Origin of the sequence: Collinsella sp. SGI.095 (assembly GCF_050314535.1) — a bacterium.
In the GTDB taxonomy this organism is placed as follows: Bacteria; Actinomycetota; Coriobacteriia; order Coriobacteriales; family Coriobacteriaceae; genus Collinsella.
The window spans coordinates 51,094-70,460 of record NZ_JBNPNG010000004.1; the positions used below are offsets into that span (position 1 = coordinate 51,094).

Genomic DNA, 19,367 nt, shown 5'->3' on the forward strand with positions numbered 1-19,367 from the left:
AATTCACTATGAAGAAGATTACGGCGATCGTTCGTGCCGAGAAGCTTGAGGTTCTCAAAGACGCGCTGTTTGCTGCTGATGTTCGTGGCATGACTATTAACCAGGTGCAGGGCTGCGGCGCGCAGCATGGCTGGAAGGAATACGTGCGCGGCAACGAGTTGCTTGTCAACACGATCCCTAAGGTGCAGTTCACCCTTATCTGCGCCGATGAGCATGTTGACGGCATTGTCGACATCATCTGCAACGCCGCCCGCACCGGTGCCGTCGGTGACGGCAAGATTTGGGTCGAGCCGGTCGAGGAGGTCATCCGCATCCGTACCGGCGAACACGGCCCCGCCGCGGTGTAGAATCGACCGCCTACCATCCGCAACGTTAAAATGCTGCAATGAGGCACAAGACTTGCGTTGCGGATGGACGGATTATGGGTCGTAATAAATATCCCGAGGAGACGGTCGCGAAGATTCTCGACGCGGCGCTGGAGCTATTCTGCGCACAGGGTTATGAGGGGACGAGCATTCAAGACATCGTCGACCGCCTCGATGGCATGACCAAGGGTGCTGTCTATCATCACTTTAAGAGCAAAGAGGAGATTTTCAACGCCGCATTTGATCGGGCAATGGCTCCGATTGTTGAGCGCCGTCGCTCAACGCTTGGTATCGGCAATATGACCGGAGCCCAAAAGCTTAAGCGACTGTACGCGCCCGAGTCTGTCGTTCCACAAATTGAGCTATGGGCACGCATGCATCCTGCGGCAGATCCGGTAAAAAGCTCGCGTCTACTGGCGATGCAGTACCAGGGCTCGTTCGACGAGTCGGCCGATGGCTATCTCTTGCCAGTGATCGAGGAGGGCATCGCCGACGGCTCCATTGCGTGCAAATGCCCGCGCGAAGCAGCTGAGGCCGTATCGTTGTTGGCGAATCTTTGGCTGCTGCCGCTGTTCCGTCCGCTTGAATCCAAGGACCGAATGCTCGCTCGCGCGCAATGCTTGGCGCAGATGGCGGCCGCGGTGGGGCTTGATTTGGGTAATGAAGTGCTCCAGACAACGGCCCAGATTTGGGACGTATGGGACCACGCCGGGTGGTAATATAGATACTGACGGTATGTAATTGATTTGTAAGGGTAGCCACGGCTGCCCTTTTCAAGTCATTAAATACATACTAGCGGTATGTATAGGGGGCGGGCTTATGGCTGGAATGCGGAGGAGTAGCGTCTCGTTGACGCAAAAAACAGTGCGACCTATCAGGCTTTTCGGTCTTCTTGTTGCACAGCTGTGTGCGTATTCAATGTTGTCAGCACTGTGCTTTGCGTGTCCGCTTTACTTGTTCGATTGCAGCGGCTCGTCAACGTTATATGGCGCCGTTGCGGCGATAGCGTTCATACCGGGCGTGCTCGCGACTCCGGTTGGCGGGATTTTGGCGGATCGGGGAAGACATCGCGGGGTTCTTGTGGTACTCGGCATTGTTCTGATGGCTGCATCACTGCTGTTTATCCCCATGAAGTGTTCGCTGCCTCTTGCGGTTGTCGTGGCAGCAATGCTTTGCGTCCAATATGGCATCCAATCGCTGCTGAAACCGATACTTCAAATTGAGACGGTGCGCATGACGGGCCAAGAAAAGGTTGAGCGTGCCACTGCGTTGGTCTCGCAGATAACCATGATGAGTAATATCTTGGGGCCTGTAGTCGGGACGGCAGTCTATGGGTGCTTTGGTATCGATGCCCTATGCGAAACCGCGGCGTTGATGTTTGCGATGTCAGCCCTGCTGTTCGGGGGCGCACTCAAGCGAAATGCCTCATCTGGAATGACGGGGGACAGTACGACTTGCTCGACATGCCGAAACGATTTTCGGGAGTCGATTCGGTACCTGTTTCAAAACGCATCATTGCTCGTTGTGTTTTTGCTTGTGGCTATTTTGAACCTTGCGTTAGTTGGGTTAACGATTGGTGCTCCCGTTATTGTTGCAAAGCATCTCGGAATGCAATCATCCTTTGTTGGGATTATTGAGGTGGCTATGGGCTTAGGTGGTCTTGTCGGCAGTGGTTTGGTCGGTATTTGGCCGCATCGTTTTTCCTTCAAGGGCATATGTCGATATGTTGCGATGATCTGTTTTGGAGTCGTACCGATTATTGTCACGCTACTGAGCGGTCCTGATGAATTAGCGTTTGCCGCGCTTGCGGCCGGCTCGGCATGGGTCATGGCGTGGGCAAGCATTACATCGGTCGAAATCGTTTCATTTGTTCAGCGGTCAGCGCCAAAGGAACTCTGCGGAAAAGTGCTGGCACTCGTTTATATGACGCTTTCCTGTGCAACGCCTATTGGCCAATTGGTTTACGGGCTCGCATATGATCGATGGACACCGGCGATTGTATTCGCAGGCATGTTGGCGGTGCTGACGTTGACGACGGCGCTGTTTTATCGGCTGAAAAGTCGCTTATGGCGAATGTCTTAAGGCGCTGGAGGGACCGTGAATTTGTGGAGGCAGTGGCACGCCGCGCCGGGACGGCATTGTTTGGGCATGCCTCTCCTTCGTCTACAATATCGTGCAGACGAAGGAGAGGCATGCCCATGATCAAGATGTTTGCGAGTGACTTAGACGGAACGCTGCTGAACGCCCTGCACGAGGCAGATGGGACCATCCGCCGTGCCATTCGCGAGCTGACCGAGGCTGGCCTGCATGTGGTTCCCGCGACCGGGCGCTCGACGTTGCCGATCGGCGAACATGGCTTTACAGGTCTGGCACTCGACGCCTGCTGCTCCAACGGATCCATCGTACGCAACAGCCATGGCGAGGTGCTCAAGACCTGGACCATCGACCCGCAGGTTACCGAGGAGCTGCTCAGGGCGTTCCCGGACATTTGCTTTGATTGCTCCACGCCCGATGGCATGTTCTCGAGCGGATCGTTCGAGATGCACCAGGCGGGCTTTAAAAAGGACAGTCCTATCAAGCGCATCGTGATGCGCGGCATGCGTGCACGTGGGGGGTATCACGAGGAACAGTATTTCGACCAGTCGATCGGTGACATCCTGCGCCATGACGTATGCAAGATCAATTGTCGCGTGACCTCGCCCGAGCTGGAGCGCGACCTTAAGGCGTATTTGGCCGAGCGCTCGGACCGCGTGGTCAACGCGCCGTTCGATCCGGTGATGTTTGAGATCACGGACGTGGCGTGCAACAAGGGTGAGAGCGTGGCCTGGCTGGCGGGCTACTACGGCATTGCCGAGGACGAGGTCGCGGTTTACGGCGACGGCGGCAACGACATCGCCATGCTCAAGCGCTTCCGCCACAGCTACGCGACCAAAAACGGCAGCGATGCCGCCAAGGCCGCCGCGAGCGCGACTATCGGCAGCTGTATGGCCCATGCCGTCCCCAAACACATGCTTGCCACCATGCATAAGCAAAATTCCCGCACCATCATCGAATAATGTGACAAAGGGACTGTCACTTCGTCGCATCCAAATATTGCCTTTACGTGTTGATACACACGGTGTGCAATAATACTCGCACTGTGCAATAGCGCACAGGCAGAGTAACAAGGAGGACGCTTGTCCCAGCTCGAGAAATGCGATCGCCGGTCCCTTCGCTCGCAGCGTGCTCTTCGCCAGGCACTTGCCAGCGAGCTTGCCGAAAGCGGCGATCTTTCGCGCATTAACGTCGCTTCGCTCACCGAGCGTGCTGGCCTCACGCGCCGTACGTTCTATTCGCACTACCGCGATATCCCCGACTTTATCAATCAAATCGAGGACGGCTTGCTGTCCGAGATCCATGAGCGTATTGAGCTCATCACCGCAGCTCGGCTGCCCGATCTCTATCACAACATCGATGAGCTCGAGCCGGCGCCCGGTTCGGTTGAGCTACTGCGTTATCTTGCGGCCAACCGCGACTTGATCGGTGCTCTGCTGGGTCCGGGCGGCGACCAGGCCTTCATTAAAAGGATTATCGACACCGCGCGTGAGGCTGTGGTGCCGCGTGCACAGACGGGCATTTTGGGCCTGGCACTGGGCACGTTCTTTGACTACTACGTCACCTACGTCGTGAGTGCCGAGGTCGGCATGATTCAGCGCTGGTTTGAGCGTGGGCTCACCGAATCGCCCGAGGCCATGGCGCGCATGATGACGGTGCTCGCTTTTGTGCGCCCTGGTGACTTGTATGGCCAACCCATCGATATCAACGTGCCGGAGTACGGCATGAAGCTATTGAACTTGCAGCTCGAGGACGCGGCCGACACCCCCGCAACCGTCGAGTCCAACAACTAAGAGGAGAGACAATGAGCAAACTCGTCGAGGGCATCAAGGACCGTATGGTCACTGCCGCGCGTGAGGCCGCGCCCACCGTGGTGGACGCCGCGCAGAAGGCCGCGACCGCGGCTGCCGAGAAAGTTGCCGAGGCAGTTGCCGATGCCAAAAACTCGGTAGGGGAGACGTCCGTCGCTAGCGAGCCCGCAGCCGCCGCTCACGCCCCCGAAGGCGCAATCTTCAACCCCGACAACGCCCACGGCAACCTGCACCTGGGCATCGACGTTGGCTCCACCACCGTTAAGCTCGCCGTGCTCAACGATGACAACCAGATCGTCTACGCCAAGTACCAGCGCCATCACACCGACGTTCGCGCCTGCGCCCGCGACCTGTTCGAGGGTGCTGCGGCCGTGCTGCCGACGGCCCAGATGACCTGCGCCATTACCGGCTCGGGCGGCCTGCTGCTGTCCCAGTGGCTCGACCTGGAGTTTGTCCAAGAGGTCATCGCCAGCAAGCGCGCCGTCGAGACCCTCATCCCGGCCACCGATGTCGCCATCGAGCTGGGCGGCGAGGACGCCAAGATCATCTACTTTGACAACGGCATCGAGCAGCGCATGAACGGCACCTGTGCCGGCGGCACGGGCGCCTTCATCGACCAGATGGCAACCCTGCTGCACACCGACGCCAGCGGCCTTAACGAACTCGCGGCCAACGCCACCACCATCTATCCCATCGCCAGCCGCTGTGGCGTTTTTGCCAAGACCGACGTCCAGCCGCTGCTCAACGAGGGCGCCCGCCCCGAGGACGTGGCCGCCTCCATCTTCCAGGCTGTCGTGACCCAGACCATCTCGGGCCTGGCGTGCGGCCGTCCCATTCGCGGTAACGTCGCCTTCCTGGGTGGCCCGCTGCAGTATCTCTCCGAGCTGCGCCATCGCTTCTACCTCACGCTCAACCTGGACGAGGAGCACCGCATCGTGCCCCAAAATGCTCACCTGTTTGTGGCGAGCGGTGCCGCCATGGCGCACGAGTCCAATAAGCTCAGCACGTTCCCGCAGCTCATCGAGGCCATCGATGCCCTGGGTGACACACAGGGCGCCGAGGTCGAGCGTCTGGATCCGCTCTTTGCCACCGACGAGGACTTTGCCGAGTTCAAGACCCGCCACGACCAGGAAGTCGTCCCCAAGGGCAAGCTCGAAGGCTACACCGGTCGCGTGTTCATCGGTATCGACGCCGGTTCCACCACCATGAAGGCCGCGCTTGTGGGCGAGGACGGCCAGTTGCTGCATACCTGGTACGGCAACAACAACGGTGACATCCTGGGTACGGCCAAGGTCATCATGGCCGATTTCTACAACCACATCCCCGCCGGTTGCACCATCGGCCACGTAACCACCACGGGTTACGGCGAGGCGCTGCTCATCGAGGCCCTCAAGGCCGACTCCGGCGAGATCGAGACCGTCGCGCACCTGCGCGGCGCCAAGGCATTCCTGCCCGGCGTCGAGTTTATCCTGGACATTGGCGGTCAGGACATGAAGTGCCTGCGCGTCAAGGACGGCGTTATCGAGCACATCATGCTCAACGAGGCCTGCTCGTCGGGCTGCGGTAGCTTTATCGAGAGCTTCGCCGTCTCTATGAACATGGACGTGCGCGCGTTCGCCGACGCCGCCATCCATGCCAAGGCTCCGGTGGACCTGGGCAGTCGCTGCACGGTCTTTATGAATTCGCGTGTTAAGCAGGCGCAAAAGGAAGGTGCCACGGTGGGCGACATCGCGGCCGGTCTGTCCTATTCCGTCATTAAGAATGCCCTGTTCAAGGTCATTAAGCTGCGCGATCCCAAGGAGATCGGAAGCCAGGTGATCGTCCAGGGCGGCACCTTTATGTCCGATGCCACGCTGCGCGCGTTTGAGCAGCTCACCGGCGTTCACGCCGTGCGTCCCGACATCGCCGGCTGCATGGGCGCCTACGGTGCGGCCCTGCTCGCCCGCGATCGCGCTGGCGCCGACGGCGCCTCGACCATTCTTTCTGCCGAGGACATCGCGCACCTCACTGTGACGCAAAAGCACGTCCGCTGCGGCCGTTGCTCCAACAACTGCCAGCTCACCGTCAACGACTTTGGCGGCGGCAGGCGCTTCATTACCGGTAACCGCTGCGAGAAGGGCGCCGGCCACAAAAAGCAAAAGACCGAGGCCCCTAACCTCTTCAAAAAGAAAAACGAGTTGCTCTTTAATCGCGAGGTACTGAGCCCCGACGAGGCCCCGCGCGGCACCGTGGGTATCCCGCGCGCACTCAACATGTACGAGAACTACCCCTTCTGGCACGCGTTCTTTACGCGCTTGGGCTTTAGCGTGCAGCTGTCCGACCAGTCGAGCAAGAAGACCTACCAGGCGGGCATCGAGTCCATGCCGTCCGAGAGCGTATGCTATCCGGCCAAGATGAGCCACGGCCACGTGATGAACCTTATCGACCGCGATGTCGACTTCATCTGGATGCCGTGCGTTCGCTGGGAGCGCAAGGAGGATCCGACGGCTGGCAATTGCTATAACTGCCCCATCGTCATGAGCTACCCCACGGCGCTGGCACTCAATATCGACGAGATTCGTGAGCAGAACATCGAGTTCCTGTACCCGTTTGTGCCCTATCACGACAAGACCGAGCTCAAGCGCCGCTTGTACCAGGTGCTTGCCGTCGACCGCGTGGCCGATGCTGAGGCCGGTCGCGGTCGCGTGCGCGGTCCCAAGATCACGCGCTCCGAGGTCGATGCCGCCGTCAACGCTGCCTTTGAGGCCGATGCGCGTTTCCACGAGGACATCCAGACCATGGGCGAGGAGGCCCTTAAGTGGGTCGAGGACCACGGCGGTCACGGCATCGTGCTCGCCGGCCGCCCCTACCACAACGACCCCGAGATCAACCACGCCCTGCCCGAGCTTATCTCGAGCTTTGGCTTTGCGGTCTTTACCGAGGATTCGCTTGCGCACCTGGTGAAGCCCGAGCGCCCCATCCGCGTCGTCGACCAGTGGATGTACCACAGCCGCCTGTACGCCGTCGCCCGTTTTGTGACGATGCGCAACGACCTGGACCTGATCCAGCTCAACTCTTTCGGCTGCGGCCTGGACGCCCTGACTACCGATCAGGTGCAGGAGATTCTGGAGGCCAGCGGCAAGATCTACACCGTGCTCAAGATCGACGAGGTGTCCAACCTGGGCGCCGCGCGCATCCGCATCCGCTCGCTCATGGCCGCGCTTAAGGACCAGGAGGCCGAGCGCTTGGCCGAGGCCGCGGCCGCGGGCGAGACCTACGAGCAGGGCGATGCCGCGCCGGTGGCTCCCTCCACGGATGCCCCCGCATTCGCGAGCCGCAAGTACACGTTCGAGGCTCAGCGCGAGAGCGCATCGACCGCGTGGCCCAAGGTGCCCTTTACCGAGCAGATGCGCGAGGAGGGCTACACCATCCTGTGCCCGCAGATGGCGCCGATCCACTTTGACCTGGTCAAAGAGGTGTTCCGCGGTGCCGGCTACAACTTGGAGCTGCTGCCCTCGACCGATCACGACGCCGTCGAGGCCGGCCTGCGCTATGTGAACAATGACATTTGCTATCCGTCCATTTTGGTGACCGGCCAGATTATGGAGGCCATCGAGAGCGGCCGGTACGACCTGTCCAAGACGGCCGTGGTTATCAGCCAGACCGGCGGCGGCTGCCGTGCCACCAACTACATCGCACTCATCCGCAAGGCCCTGCGCGAGAGCGGCCACCCCGAGATTCCGGTGATCTCGCTTTCGGCGGTGGCGCTCGGTGAGGACAACCCCGGCTTTAAGATTACGCCGGCGCTGCTTAAGCAGGCAGTCTACGCGGTGCTCTTTGGCGACGTGATGATGCAGATGCTTTATCGCTGTCGTCCATACGAGGCTGCGCCCGGTGCCGCCAACGCACTCTACGAGGAGTACATGGCGCGCGCCCGCAAGCTGGCGCCCAAGTTCAACCGCCACAACTACACCAAGCTGTGCCGCGAGGCCATCCGCGCGTTCGACACCATGCCGCTCGTGGGCGAGGGCACCAAGCCGCGCGTGGGCGTGGTCGGCGAGATCTTGGTCAAGTTCCACCCCACAGCCAACAACCACGTGGTCGACGTTATCGAGCGCGAGGGCTGCGAGGCCGTGGTGCCGGGCCTGCTCGACTTCTTCCTGTACTCCATGAGCAACGCCGAGCTGCAGAAGGATGAGCTCGGAAGCTCTGCAACCACGCGCGTTGGTATGCAGGCGCTCATCAAGCTCGTGGACTGGATGCGTACGCCGGTGGAAGAGCTGCTCCAAAAGTCCCGCCGCTTTGAGGCGCCCGAGCGCATCGGCACCATGGCGGACAAGGCCCGTACGGTGCTTTCGGTGTGCAACAACATGGGCGAAGGCTGGCTGCTCACGGCCGAGATGCTCGACCTGATTGACCATGGCGCGCCCAACATCATCTGCACGCAGCCCTTCGCGTGCCTGCCTAACCACGTGGTGGGCAAGGCCGTGATCAAGGAGCTGCGCCGTCAGCACCCCGAGAGCAACATTGTCGCGGTGGACTACGACCCCGGCGCGTCCGAGGTCAACCAGCTCAACCGCATTAAGCTCATGATCAGCGTGGCCAAGGAGAACATGCGCGCCGGTAAGGGCTTTAAGCTCGAGAAGGTGGCGCCGCTCGCGATGGACGAGGTCACCGGCCAGATGCATGCCCATGATGGCTGCGTGAGCTGTGGCTCGGTCAGCGAGGAGGCCGTTGCATCGGTCGCCAAGCGTCTGGGACGCGGCATTAAGAAGTAGTTGGCCTGCTATGTGCTAGATATGAGACAAACGGGTGACAGCCGTATCGGCTACCACCCGTTTTTGCTGGACATATGCTGCGTAAATGCCCCAACTATCATCTCTTCCGAAAGCGACGTGTCAGTTGCACCAAAAATCGCCCTTGGAACCCTGAGATAATGAACATATGTAGCCGTTCGCCGCAAATTACCGTCCGTTTATGGAACCCACCCTCAGCGCGCGTCATCCTTACGGTTGAATAAATACACATCCATGGAATTAGGTAAGAGAGGACTGTTCCTATGAGCTACAAGACCGTTTGTGTTGCCGGTGGCGGCGTGTTGGGAAGCCAGATTGCCTTTCAGGCTGCCTACTGCGGCTTCGATGTGACGATCTGGCTGCGCAGCGAGGGCAGCATCGGCCGCACTCAGCCCAAGATCGATCATGTGCGCGAGGAGTACATCGCGGCTATCGAGGGCATGGCGGACGGCACGGGCGAGTGGTGTGCCGGTATCGCCGATAGCGACCAGCCCTTCGACAGGGAGGCGGCGCTCGCCGCCGTCGAGCGTGCCTACTCCACACTCAAGCTAGAGCTCGATCTTGCCAAGGCAGTGGCCGACGCCGATCTGGTTATCGAGTCGATGGCCGAGGACACCCAGGCAAAGATCGACTTCTACAAGAAGCTCGCCCCGGTTCTCCCGCAAAAGACCGTTGTCGTGACGAACTCCTCCACGCTGCTGCCGAGCACCTTTGCCAAGTACACCGGCCGCCCCGAGAAGTACCTGTCGCTGCACTTTGCCAACTCCATCTGGAAGAACAACATGACCGAGGTCATGGCTCAGGACCAGACCGACAAGCGCTATTTCGATGAGCTCGTCGACTTTGCCAGCGACATCCGTATGCTTGCCCTGCCCGTCAACAAGGAAAAGAACGGCTATCTGCTCAATTCCATGCTGGTGCCGTGGCTGCTTTCGGGCCTTGATCTGTACGTCTCGGGCGTCAGCGACCCCAAGAGCATCGACCTCGCATGGACGCGCGGCACTGGCGCGCCCAAGGGCCCGTTCCGCGTGTTCGACACCGTGGGCATCCAGACGGCCTACAACATCGTCATGCAGTATCAGAAGGTGCCGGGCTTGGTGAGCCCGCTGCTCAAAAAGATGATGATGCCCTACAACTTTAAGGCCATGGCATCCGTCCTCAAGCAGATGCTCGACGAAGGCAAGCTGGGCGAAAGTTCGGGCGAGGGCTTCTTCAAGTACTAAAAAGATCCCTCGGCAACATTGAGAAACGTATCTTTTGCATTGTCGATGCGCCGCATGGCCCGTGTGCCATTTTGGCGCATGACGCAAATGCAACTGATGCGTGGGGATAGAGGGGAACGGCAATGGATCGGCAAATCGTGCTTAAGCAGGATATCCTCGACGCGCTCTCCGCCGTCGGTATGTGCGCGGGGCAGACGGTTATGGTCCATTGCTCGCTCAGCGCGCTTGGATATGTGTGCGGCGGCGCTCAACCAGTGATCGAGGCGCTGCTCCAGACGGTGGGCGAAACCGGCACCGTCATGATGCCGACGCAATCATGGAAAAACTTGGACCCCGAGAGCGGCGTTCATTGGCAAGAGCCCCAAGAATGGTGGCAGTTGATTCGCGATAACTGGCCTGCCTATGACAAGCGCATCACGCCCACCAACACGATGGGAGCCGTAGCCGAAATGTTTCGCACGTGGCCGGGTACGCTCAGGAGCGATCACCCGGCGCGTTCGGTGGCGGCAAATGGCCGGCATGCGCAGTTCCTGACGGAGAACCACGACCTAAGCAATATCTTTGGCAACGGATCGCCCATCGCTCGCCTGTACGATTTGGACGGCTACGTGCTGCTTGTGGGCGTGGGCTACGACAAGAATACGTCACTGCATTTAGCAGACGCCCGTGCACAGTACCCCCGCAAACACGACTGCGTTGAGCACAGTGCGGTCATGGAAAACGGCCGACGCGCATGGAAGGAATACCGCACGCTCTATGTCGACGGCGAGGACTTCGACGAGATCGGCGCTGCTTTTGAGCGGGAATGTACGGTCAGCACCGCGCCGCTCGGCAACGGGACAATCCGCTTTATGCGCCAACGCGAACTTGTCGACTTTGCCGTGGACTGGATCGAGCACCATCGCGGCCGCTCCGATTGATCACTTGGGAGCGGAAGGGTTGCGGATTCCCTTCGCGCCCCGCGTTTCCGTATCGCTACAAGCTTTAACTTGCATTAAGGGGCGTTTGTTAAACTGCGAGTCATAATTAGACAGGGCTGGGAAAACGCCGTGGTATATGAGGGAACAACAATGGTATTCAAAGACGGTAACGATATGGAATTGAGTGACAAGGACAGCAGGCTGTTTTCGCGCCGAGCGGCTCTTGCGGGTGCGGCGGGCACGCTGGCGCTTGCCGGGACAGGGCTCATGGGCTGCTCGGTCGGCGGGGCCGGCACGGGCGCCGCATCTACTTCGAGCAACGAGCTCACTGACGAGCAAAAGAAACTCCACAAGCAGATTGTCGCGACCTACGACGTCGAGAAGCAGGCGGCCATCAAGGAGCGGCTCGATGCCGAGTACGCTGACGGCGGCTACAACGAGACCACTCCGTTTATTGCGCAGGATCCCTTTGGCACCGATACCCTGAGCTGCTACGTTCGCTTTGCGACAACGGATTCCGTAACCGTCTCCTACAAGGTCGACGGTCGCAAAAAGACTGGTGACACGCCCAAGGTCGCCGCGTTTTCCCATACGCCCCACGGCGGCGACGCGCCGGCCACGGAACACGAGTTCAAGGTCATCGGCCTCATTCCCAACCACAAAAACACGGTAACCATCACTTGCACGGCACAAGATGGTATCAGCCGCACCTCGACGTTCACGGTCAAGACGCCGGCTCTCAAAGGCGAGGAAGAAGAGCAGCTTGCCGTCACGTCGGGGGAGTCCAATACGCCGCTTGCCGATGGTCTCTTTACCATCTTGGGCAACGACTCGTCCAAGCTCGACTTTATGTACCTCTACGACAACGACGGCCAGATTCGCGGCGAGGTGCCGATTGTCGGCTACCGCAGCCACCGCCTGCTGTTCCCGGGCGACGGCAGCATGATCATGAGCGTCTCGACTACCAAGATGGCCCAGATCAACGCCATCGGCCAGGTGGTAAACGTCTGGAGCACGGGCGACTACGAGCTACACCACGACTACGCTTTCGATGACGATGGCAACCTGCTGGTGCTGGCGAGTCACGCCGGCTCCGAAGCCGATTTGGACGTCGATCGCGCGGCTGCCAAAAAAGATAAGGACGATCGCGTTAATGTAGAGGACCTCATCATTAAGGTCGACATAACAACAGGTGACGTCTCTCTCGTCGTGGACCTGGGCGATATGTTCCCCGACCTCAAGGCAAGCGCCAAGGTTGCCTCGGACGGCGACCTGGATTGGATTCACATCAACACGATCCAGTGGCTCGGCGGCGGCACCGTTTTGCTCAGCTCGCGCGAGACCTCAACGGTCATCAAGCTCACGGATATCTACGGTACGCCTACGGTCGATTGGCTTATGGGCTCGCCAGAGTTTTGGGCCGGCTCGGGCTTTGAGGACAAGTTGCTGCAGGCTCAAGGCGATTTTTCGCTCAACGCAGGCCAGCATAGTGTGACCTATCTGCCAAACGACGAGACGACCGCGACTGGTCGCTACCAGGTGCTGCTATACGACAACAACTTTGGTGCTGCCGAGAGCTATCCCAAGTTCGACTGGGGCCAGCTGGGCGCTGCGGTCGTGACCGACTACAGCAAGGGAACGCATTCGTTTGGGCGCATTTTTACGGTGGACGAGACCACGCGCACCTACGAGCTTGTGGACCAGATCGCAGTGCCGTTCTCAGGTTACGTAAGTAGTGCACAGCGCGTCGGCGATTCGAATAGCATGCTCTTGGCATCGGGCATAGCCAAGACCTTTGCCGAGTACGATCGCTATGGACTGCCCATTGCCACGTACGAGATGGAAGCCGAGAAGTACATCTACCGCGTGTACAAGTACGAGCTGTAGCGCTGCGCTTGGCTGTGCCTGTGCCCCGCGGCTGCGCGCGCTCGTACCGAGCCTACCTCGCGTTCCGCATCACTTCACGTCAAACTCCACGCGATCGAGTTCGGGTACGTTGAGGTCGATGAGCTTGCGGGCAACACGGCGGTCGTGCGCCCCGAGCGTCTCGCTTGTCGTTACGCGAGCGACAGTCTGGCGCTCGACAACGCCCTCCTTGTCGCCTTCGGCGGCCGAGGTCTCGACGGCGACGGTATAATCCTTAAAGCCCGGCAGCACCGCCGCAAGTTCGCGCGTGGTTTCAGTGACGCCGTAGCCGTCTTGCACGCCGGCCTGCGCCGAGCCAATAGATCCCGCCGTCATAATAATGCAGGGGATGGCAAAGATCACCGTGCCCACGATGATGCGGCGGCGCACCTTGCGCGACAGCTCGTTGACCTCGGCGTTTTCTTCAGCAGTCACAATACCGTCGCCGTTCAGGTCGCGCTTGAGCGGCACGCGCAAAAGAAGCAGCACGGCTTCGGCAGCCAGTGCGATAAAGACCACGTTGACGCCAAACTCATAAAGCGCCGAGAGAAACAGTGACCCGCTTGCAGTGGCGATGCCATAGCCCGCCGCGCACAGGGGCGGCATGAGCGCGGTCGCCACGGCCACGCCGGCGATAAGCGTGGCAGGTTCCTGGTCACGCGAGTTGCCCAGCCCGCCCGCAAAGCCGCCCGCGAGCGCGACGGCAAGATCCCACACAGTGGGCGTCGAGTTGTCGATGATGGCGGCCGTGGTGGTGCCAAGGGGCGAGAGCTTAAAATACAGCGTAGACGTGATCAGACAAAAGGCCATCTGTAGCGCGAGGCCGGCGACGGCCTCGACGGCAATCTCGCGGTCGAGCGTGGCGATGCCATATGCCATGGCAAGGACCGAGCCCATGAGTGGGCAGATGAGCATGGCGCCCACGATGGCAATGTCCGAGTCGATATCGAGGCCGATGCTCGCGATGAGCATGGCGATGATGAGGATGCATAAGTGCGAGCCGGTCAGCCGCGCCCCGTTTACAAAGCGCTTGCGAATCACGTGATAGGGTGCGCGACCCTCGCGAATGTTGAATGCGCGCTTTAGGAAGCGGCCGGTGTTCTCCAGGGCCTCACTATGGGCAGGTCGAATGCCGTGGCGCCGGTGATGGCGTTTGCGTAGTCGCTTGATCTGTTGTTTGTCGAGTTCCATGTCCACCTCGTATTGCCGCAGGAACGCGGGTGCGCTCGCAGCATGTACTCTACACCGTGGCGGGCGGGGCAGCCATCTTGACGTGAAACTTAGACGAGCAGGTAAGGGGGACGTCAAATGCGGTTGCGGCCGAGTGTTTCGACAGATACAGAGCGCGGGGCCGGATGGTCTCCGACCCTGCGCTCTGTACGGGTACGTTGTTGTTGGGTTTAGCCCAGCAGACTCAGGCCGACGGAGACAAACGCCAGGATAACGCCAACGACAGACTCGCCTCCCAACAGGCCGCTGGCGACGACCAGGCCCTGCTCCTGGAAGGCAGCATCCTTGGCAGCCTTCTCTTTGTCCGAAAGACCGGCACCGGCGTCGCGGTGTGCGGCCCACTTGTCGTAGGCGAGCTTGACGCAGGAGCCCAAGAAGGCCGTGAGCGACATGTAGAACGGCAGGTACACACCCAGACCGATCATCATGGCCGGAATGCCGAGCCAATACATGACGATGCCGGCGATAAAACCGCCTGCGAACCACGGCACGCTCGGGATGCCCGAGACCATGGTGGCGACTACGCTTGCCTGCGCGGCCACAAAGCTCTTGTCGGGACCAAAGGCGTCCGGACCATAGGCGGTGACGAGCGCGACTATGACGGCGGCAGCGACCAGTGCGCCCACGATGCCGCCGATGGCCTGGCCGATCCACTGTGCGCGCGGGTTGGTGCCCAGCACGGCGCCGGCCTTAAAGTCGTTCATGACGTCGCCCGCAAGGCCGCACGCCACGGCCACGATGCCGGCGATAAAGAACAGTTTGACCTGCGCAAGCTGCGCGAAGGCCGCTACGATGAGCATGACGATGAGGCCAAAGATCTCCATGGGGTCGATACCCGTCTGACCGCAGCTCTGCGCACTCATGATGGTGGTGACAAAGGTGAACAGCGTGACGATGACGGCTGGGACGGGGCCAAGGTCGAGCGCGACGGCGATGATCACGGCGATGGCGGCGGTGCCCAGGCCGATGATGCCGGCGTCGAGCTTAAGCGAGCCCGAGATGAGCGACTGCTCGTCGGTGTCGGTGGAGCTGTCGGCGGCAAGACCGCAGACGATACCGGCGACCTGCGGCAGGATGTCTTTAAGGACGACGGCGACGCCAAAGCCCATCATAAGGCCCATACCTAAGGACTTGACGATACCCTGCGCGGTCACAATATCGAACAGGCCGGCAGCGGTGCCGCCGACGATAATGCCAAAGTTGCCCAGCAGCGCGCCGGCAAACCAGAAGGCGACGGGGGCAAAGCCCACCAAAAAGCCGATGGACAGCAACATGGGCGAGTTGTAGATGGCAAAGGTCACGCCGGGGATATTGAGCGTGCACAGCATGCTGGGCACCACGCCCAGGGCGTCGCGCAGCACGCTATAGATGCCTGCGATGGCCATGGAGCCAAAGAGCTGCTTGCCGGTCTTGCCGCCGGCCTCGGTAGCAAGCAGGGTCTGGGCTGCGGCGTTGCCGGTGGGAAACTCCAGCGCGGCGTCCACGATAAAGTGACGGTGGATGAGCGCCGTTGCCAGAAGGCCCAAGATGGTGCCGGCGAGCGCCACGATAAACATGTCGAGCCAGCTGATCTGGTCGGCATAGCCCAGCATCCAGGCGCCCGGGATGGTAAACGCCAGGCCGCCGGCGACCATGGCACCCGCGGACATGATGGTGTGGGTAACGTTGGCCTCGTTGAGGCTGGCATTGCCCATGAGCTTAAGGAAGAACAGCGAGATGACGGCAGCGAAAATGATCGGCCAGGGGAGGGCGCCCATCTTGAGGGCCGTGTAGGCCGAGCTTGCCGTGATAATCACGCAGCCAAGGACGCCGATGACGACGCCGCGCAGCGTGAGTTGACCGCGCATAGAAGTGCGGTTCGAGGGATTGCCCATATAGAACTCCTTTGCGTATATCCGCTTCCCCCGAAAGCGCCGCTACGGATACGGCGCGGGAAGTCGGGTTACCAAGGGCCGCCGCGTGAGCTCGCGCACGACCGCGCATCAGTATAGCGGCAAGGTAGTCATTTTGGGACGGGGCTATTTTAGCTACCCTTTGACAGTCGACGAATTATCTGGGATTGGGGCAAATATCAACCGACATATTGGGGTAGCTAAAATAGCCCCGTCCCAAAATGACTACCTGGGATGGCTGGTTCGGGTAGGCGATATACTGCTGGGCAGACGAAAGGAGCGCCGACGATGCTTAATGGGTGCGCATATATATTGACGGTCGACGTGGGCAACACGTTCATTCGCTTTGGTCTGTTTGCCGAGGATTCGGCCGCGGCGCAGGAATGCCCGCTTGCGACGTGCGAGATCACGACGCCGCCGAGCATTACGGCCGATGAGGCGCGCATGAGGCTCGCGCGGGTCATGGGCGCACTGGCAGCCGATGCGGGCATGCCTGGTGTGCTCGTTCCCGCGGCAGCAGTGCTGAGCTGCGTGGTGCCGGCGCTCGAGCGCCCGTGGAAGGCGGCACTTTCCCGTACCTGCACGGGGCGCGTGCTCACCGTGGGGCCGGGACTTAAGACCGGCATGCCCGTGCACTACGACGACCCGGCCGAGATCGGTCCCGATCGCATCGCCGACGCCGTGGCGGCCCGTGCCGTCTACGGCTCTCCGTGCATCGTGATCGACCTGGGCACTACGACCAATATCGAGGTCATCGATGCGCGCGGAACCTTTGTCGGCGGTGTTATCGCGCCGGGGCTGGCGCTCGGCGCTCGCTCGCTCTCGGCCGCTGCGGCGCGCCTGCCGCAAGTCGAGCCCTCGGCACCCACGCATGTGATCGGTCGCAATACGCGCGAGGCCATGCGCTCGGGCGTGGTCTTGGGCGAGGTGGCCCGTATCGACGGCATGCTCGACATGGTGCTTGCCGAGATGCGCTCGACCAAGGCGGCAGGCGAGGGCAGCGTGCCCATTGTCATCACCGGCGACGATGCCGAGGCGCTCGCGGCGTTGGTCGGCCACAGCCTGACGGTAGACGACGCGCTGACGCTGCGGGGTCTCGCCGAGCTGTACCGCATCAACCAAAAGCCTCGCCGCGCATAAAGCCAAGGACGTCGGCGCCGGGAGGAAACAGCCCCGCCTTTCACCTGCTACAATGGGCCAAACTATTTCGATTTCGGAGGTGTCTGCCATGTCGGACGATCTTCATCAAACCGCGTCGGGCAAGCGCCGCGACGTTATTAGCTGGGACGAGTTCTTTATGAGCGTGGCCATCGCTGCGCAGCGCCGCAGCAAGGATCCCAATACGCAGGTGGGCGCGTGCATCGCCAGCACCAACCACCGCATTCTTTCGGTGGGCTACAACGGTACGCCCTCGGCGCTCAACGACGACTTTTTCCCGTGGGGCACGAGCGATGACCCGCTGCAGGACAAACATAACTACGTAGTTCATGCCGAGGCCAACGCCGTGCTCAACTACCGCGGCTCGCTCAAGGACCTTGAGGGTTCCACGGTCTACGTCACGCTGTTCCCGTGCCACGACTGTGCCAAAATCCTGGCGCAGGTAGGTGTGGGCGAGGTTGTCTATCTGGACAATAAGTACGCCGACACCGACGACGGCCGCATCAGTCGCCGCATTCTCGACTCCTGTGGCATTAGCTTCCGCCAGGTTATCGTCGATGTCCACATTGGTACCGGGGAACAAACGCAGCAGTAGCGGCAGCGTGTACGAGCGCCGGGCGTTGACAAAAGCGGCTAATTAAGCCCCGTTCCAAATTGACTGTCAAATTAACTGCTCGTGAAAGTCGTGTCCGCGCGCATGGACGGCTCGCGAGCGGGTACATGGCTGTAGTAACATAGCTCTGTCCGCGGGCGCGCCCGCGTTATTGTGAGAAAGGAGCCCCTGTGGCTGTTAACGAAGAGCTGCTTAAGAAGGTTCTTGAAGAGATTCGCCCCAACCTGCAGGCCGACGGCGGCGACATGGAGTATATGGGCGTTGATGACGAGGGCGTCGTCAAGCTGGAGCTTCAGGGCGCCTGCGCTGGTTGCCCCATGAGCGCTCTGACGCTTTCCATGGGCGTCGAGCGTATCCTCAAGGAGCACGTGCCCGGCGTTACGCGTGTCGAGCAGGTCAATGCCTCCGGCGAGGTCGAGGATCTGTACGACGAGTATGCGCCGTTCTGAGAAGCGAAAGCTGCGGGCGATGTGCTCCGCATAGACGTCATGCCCAAATGTGCGGCTGCGAGCGAAAGGCCCGCGGCCGCATTTGTATGTAGGGAACAGGGGGACCGATATGCTCAACGACCTCTACCATATGCTTGATCCTGTCGCCATTTCGGCGGGGCCCATCACCATCTACTGGTACGGCTTGGCCTATGTGGTCGGAGCTCTGCTCACGGCGGTCGTCATGTACCGAACGCAGCGTCGTTGGGGTTTTGACATTACGGTCGACGACCTGATGAGTGTCGTGGTTGGTGTGGTCTTTGGCCTCATCATTGGCGCCCGTCTGTTCTACGTCATCTTTTACGGTGACGGCTACTACTGGGCGCATCCGCTCGAGATCTTTGCCACCAACGAAGGCGGCATGAGTTTCCATGGCGGCCTGGTGGGCGGCATCATCGGCGGCGTGCTCGTGTGCCGTATGTACAAGCTCGACGCCTGGACCATCGCCGACCTTGCCGTTATCGGTGCTCCGCTGGCCCTGTGCCTGGGGCGCTGCGCCAACTTTGTCAACGGCGAGCTGTGGGGCAAGCCGACCGATCTGCCCTGGGGCGTGATCTTTGGCGGCACCGCGGGCGATGTGCCGCGCCATCCATCCCAGCTCTACGAGGCATTTCTCGAGGGCATTGTGCTCTTCTGCATTCTGCAGGTGCTCAGCCGCAAAAAACCGCTGCTGCCCCAGGGTACGTTTATGGGTGTGTTTGTGATGGGGTACGGCATTGTCCGCTTTTTCGTTGAGTTCGTGCGCGTGCCCGATGCCCAGCTGGGCTATCTGCTGGGCGGCGTCATCACCATGGGCCAGCTGCTGAGTTTGCCGCTCGTGATCGCCGGCCTGGCGCTCATCATTTTTGCCCTCCGTCGCAACCGTCCCCAGCGCATCTATCTCGACGCCTAAC

The 19,367-nt window shown here is 60.6% G+C and carries 15 protein-coding genes; 13 read left to right on the forward strand and 2 right to left on the reverse strand.

All coding sequences use genetic code 11. From position 1 onward, the window contains the following. Window positions 1-8: 8 nt before the first annotated feature. From ACQRCA_RS02530 to ACQRCA_RS02570, 9 genes are all read left to right on the forward strand, one after another. Window positions 9-347, forward strand: coding sequence for a P-II family nitrogen regulator (locus ACQRCA_RS02530; RefSeq protein WP_117629936.1), 339 nt, complete (start codon window positions 9-11; stop codon window positions 345-347). A 74-nt stretch (window positions 348-421) separates the two neighbouring features. Then, window positions 422-1,084: a TetR/AcrR family transcriptional regulator gene (locus ACQRCA_RS02535; protein WP_427718241.1), complete on the forward strand. Its 663-nt coding sequence runs from the start codon at window positions 422-424 to the stop codon at window positions 1,082-1,084. Between the two features lie 100 nt (window positions 1,085-1,184). After that, entirely contained in the window at window positions 1,185-2,447 is a 1,263-nt protein-coding gene (locus tag ACQRCA_RS02540; RefSeq protein ID WP_427718243.1) for an MFS transporter, read from the forward strand. A gap of 116 nt (window positions 2,448-2,563) precedes the next feature. Beyond that, the gene (locus ACQRCA_RS02545; RefSeq protein ID WP_427718244.1) at window positions 2,564-3,421 is read left to right on the forward strand and encodes an HAD-IIB family hydrolase; all 858 of its coding nucleotides are present in this window, start codon (window positions 2,564-2,566) and stop codon (window positions 3,419-3,421) included. A gap of 120 nt (window positions 3,422-3,541) precedes the next feature. Beyond that, a complete protein-coding gene (locus ACQRCA_RS02550) occupies window positions 3,542-4,252 on the forward strand; it encodes a TetR/AcrR family transcriptional regulator C-terminal domain-containing protein (protein WP_427718246.1) in 711 nt (236 codons plus the stop codon). An 11-nt stretch (window positions 4,253-4,263) separates the two neighbouring features. Further along, entirely contained in the window at window positions 4,264-9,027 is a 4,764-nt protein-coding gene (locus ACQRCA_RS02555) for an acyl-CoA dehydratase activase-related protein (RefSeq protein WP_427718249.1), read from the forward strand. 281 nt (window positions 9,028-9,308) lie between these two features. Continuing rightward, window positions 9,309-10,268: a 3-hydroxyacyl-CoA dehydrogenase gene (locus ACQRCA_RS02560; protein WP_427718252.1), complete on the forward strand. Its 960-nt coding sequence runs from the start codon at window positions 9,309-9,311 to the stop codon at window positions 10,266-10,268. A gap of 122 nt (window positions 10,269-10,390) precedes the next feature. Further along, window positions 10,391-11,188: an aminoglycoside N(3)-acetyltransferase gene (locus tag ACQRCA_RS02565; RefSeq protein WP_427718255.1), complete on the forward strand. Its 798-nt coding sequence runs from the start codon at window positions 10,391-10,393 to the stop codon at window positions 11,186-11,188. A gap of 150 nt (window positions 11,189-11,338) precedes the next feature. Then, window positions 11,339-13,075 carry an aryl-sulfate sulfotransferase gene (locus ACQRCA_RS02570; RefSeq protein WP_427718258.1) on the forward strand — a complete coding sequence of 579 codons (1,737 nt, stop codon included), beginning with the start codon at window positions 11,339-11,341 and terminating at the stop codon, window positions 13,073-13,075. Between the two features lie 69 nt (window positions 13,076-13,144). On the opposite strand, the gene ACQRCA_RS02575 is transcribed toward ACQRCA_RS02570, so the two are convergent. Next, on the reverse strand, window positions 13,145-14,284 hold the full coding sequence (locus ACQRCA_RS02575; RefSeq protein WP_427718260.1) for a DUF389 domain-containing protein: 1,140 nt from the start codon (window positions 14,282-14,284) through the stop codon (window positions 13,145-13,147). Window positions 14,285-14,493: 209 nt separating this feature from the next. Continuing rightward, window positions 14,494-16,197: an OPT/YSL family transporter gene (locus ACQRCA_RS02580; RefSeq protein ID WP_427718262.1), complete on the reverse strand. Its 1,704-nt coding sequence runs from the start codon at window positions 16,195-16,197 to the stop codon at window positions 14,494-14,496. A gap of 306 nt (window positions 16,198-16,503) precedes the next feature. Between ACQRCA_RS02580 and ACQRCA_RS02585 the strand changes: the two genes are divergently transcribed. From ACQRCA_RS02585 to lgt, 4 genes are all read left to right on the forward strand, one after another. Then, entirely contained in the window at window positions 16,504-17,355 is an 852-nt protein-coding gene (locus ACQRCA_RS02585; protein ID WP_154514831.1) for a type III pantothenate kinase, read from the forward strand. Between the two features lie 88 nt (window positions 17,356-17,443). Then, complete coding sequence (locus tag ACQRCA_RS02590; protein WP_154514829.1) at window positions 17,444-17,968, forward strand: deoxycytidylate deaminase; 525 nt, start codon at window positions 17,444-17,446, stop codon at window positions 17,966-17,968. Between the two features lie 188 nt (window positions 17,969-18,156). Beyond that, a complete protein-coding gene (locus ACQRCA_RS02595) occupies window positions 18,157-18,435 on the forward strand; it encodes a NifU family protein (protein ID WP_427718265.1) in 279 nt (92 codons plus the stop codon). 109 nt (window positions 18,436-18,544) lie between these two features. Continuing rightward, window positions 18,545-19,366 carry a prolipoprotein diacylglyceryl transferase gene (lgt, locus tag ACQRCA_RS02600; protein WP_427718268.1) on the forward strand — a complete coding sequence of 274 codons (822 nt, stop codon included), beginning with the start codon at window positions 18,545-18,547 and terminating at the stop codon, window positions 19,364-19,366. Window position 19,367 lies beyond the last annotated feature (1 nt).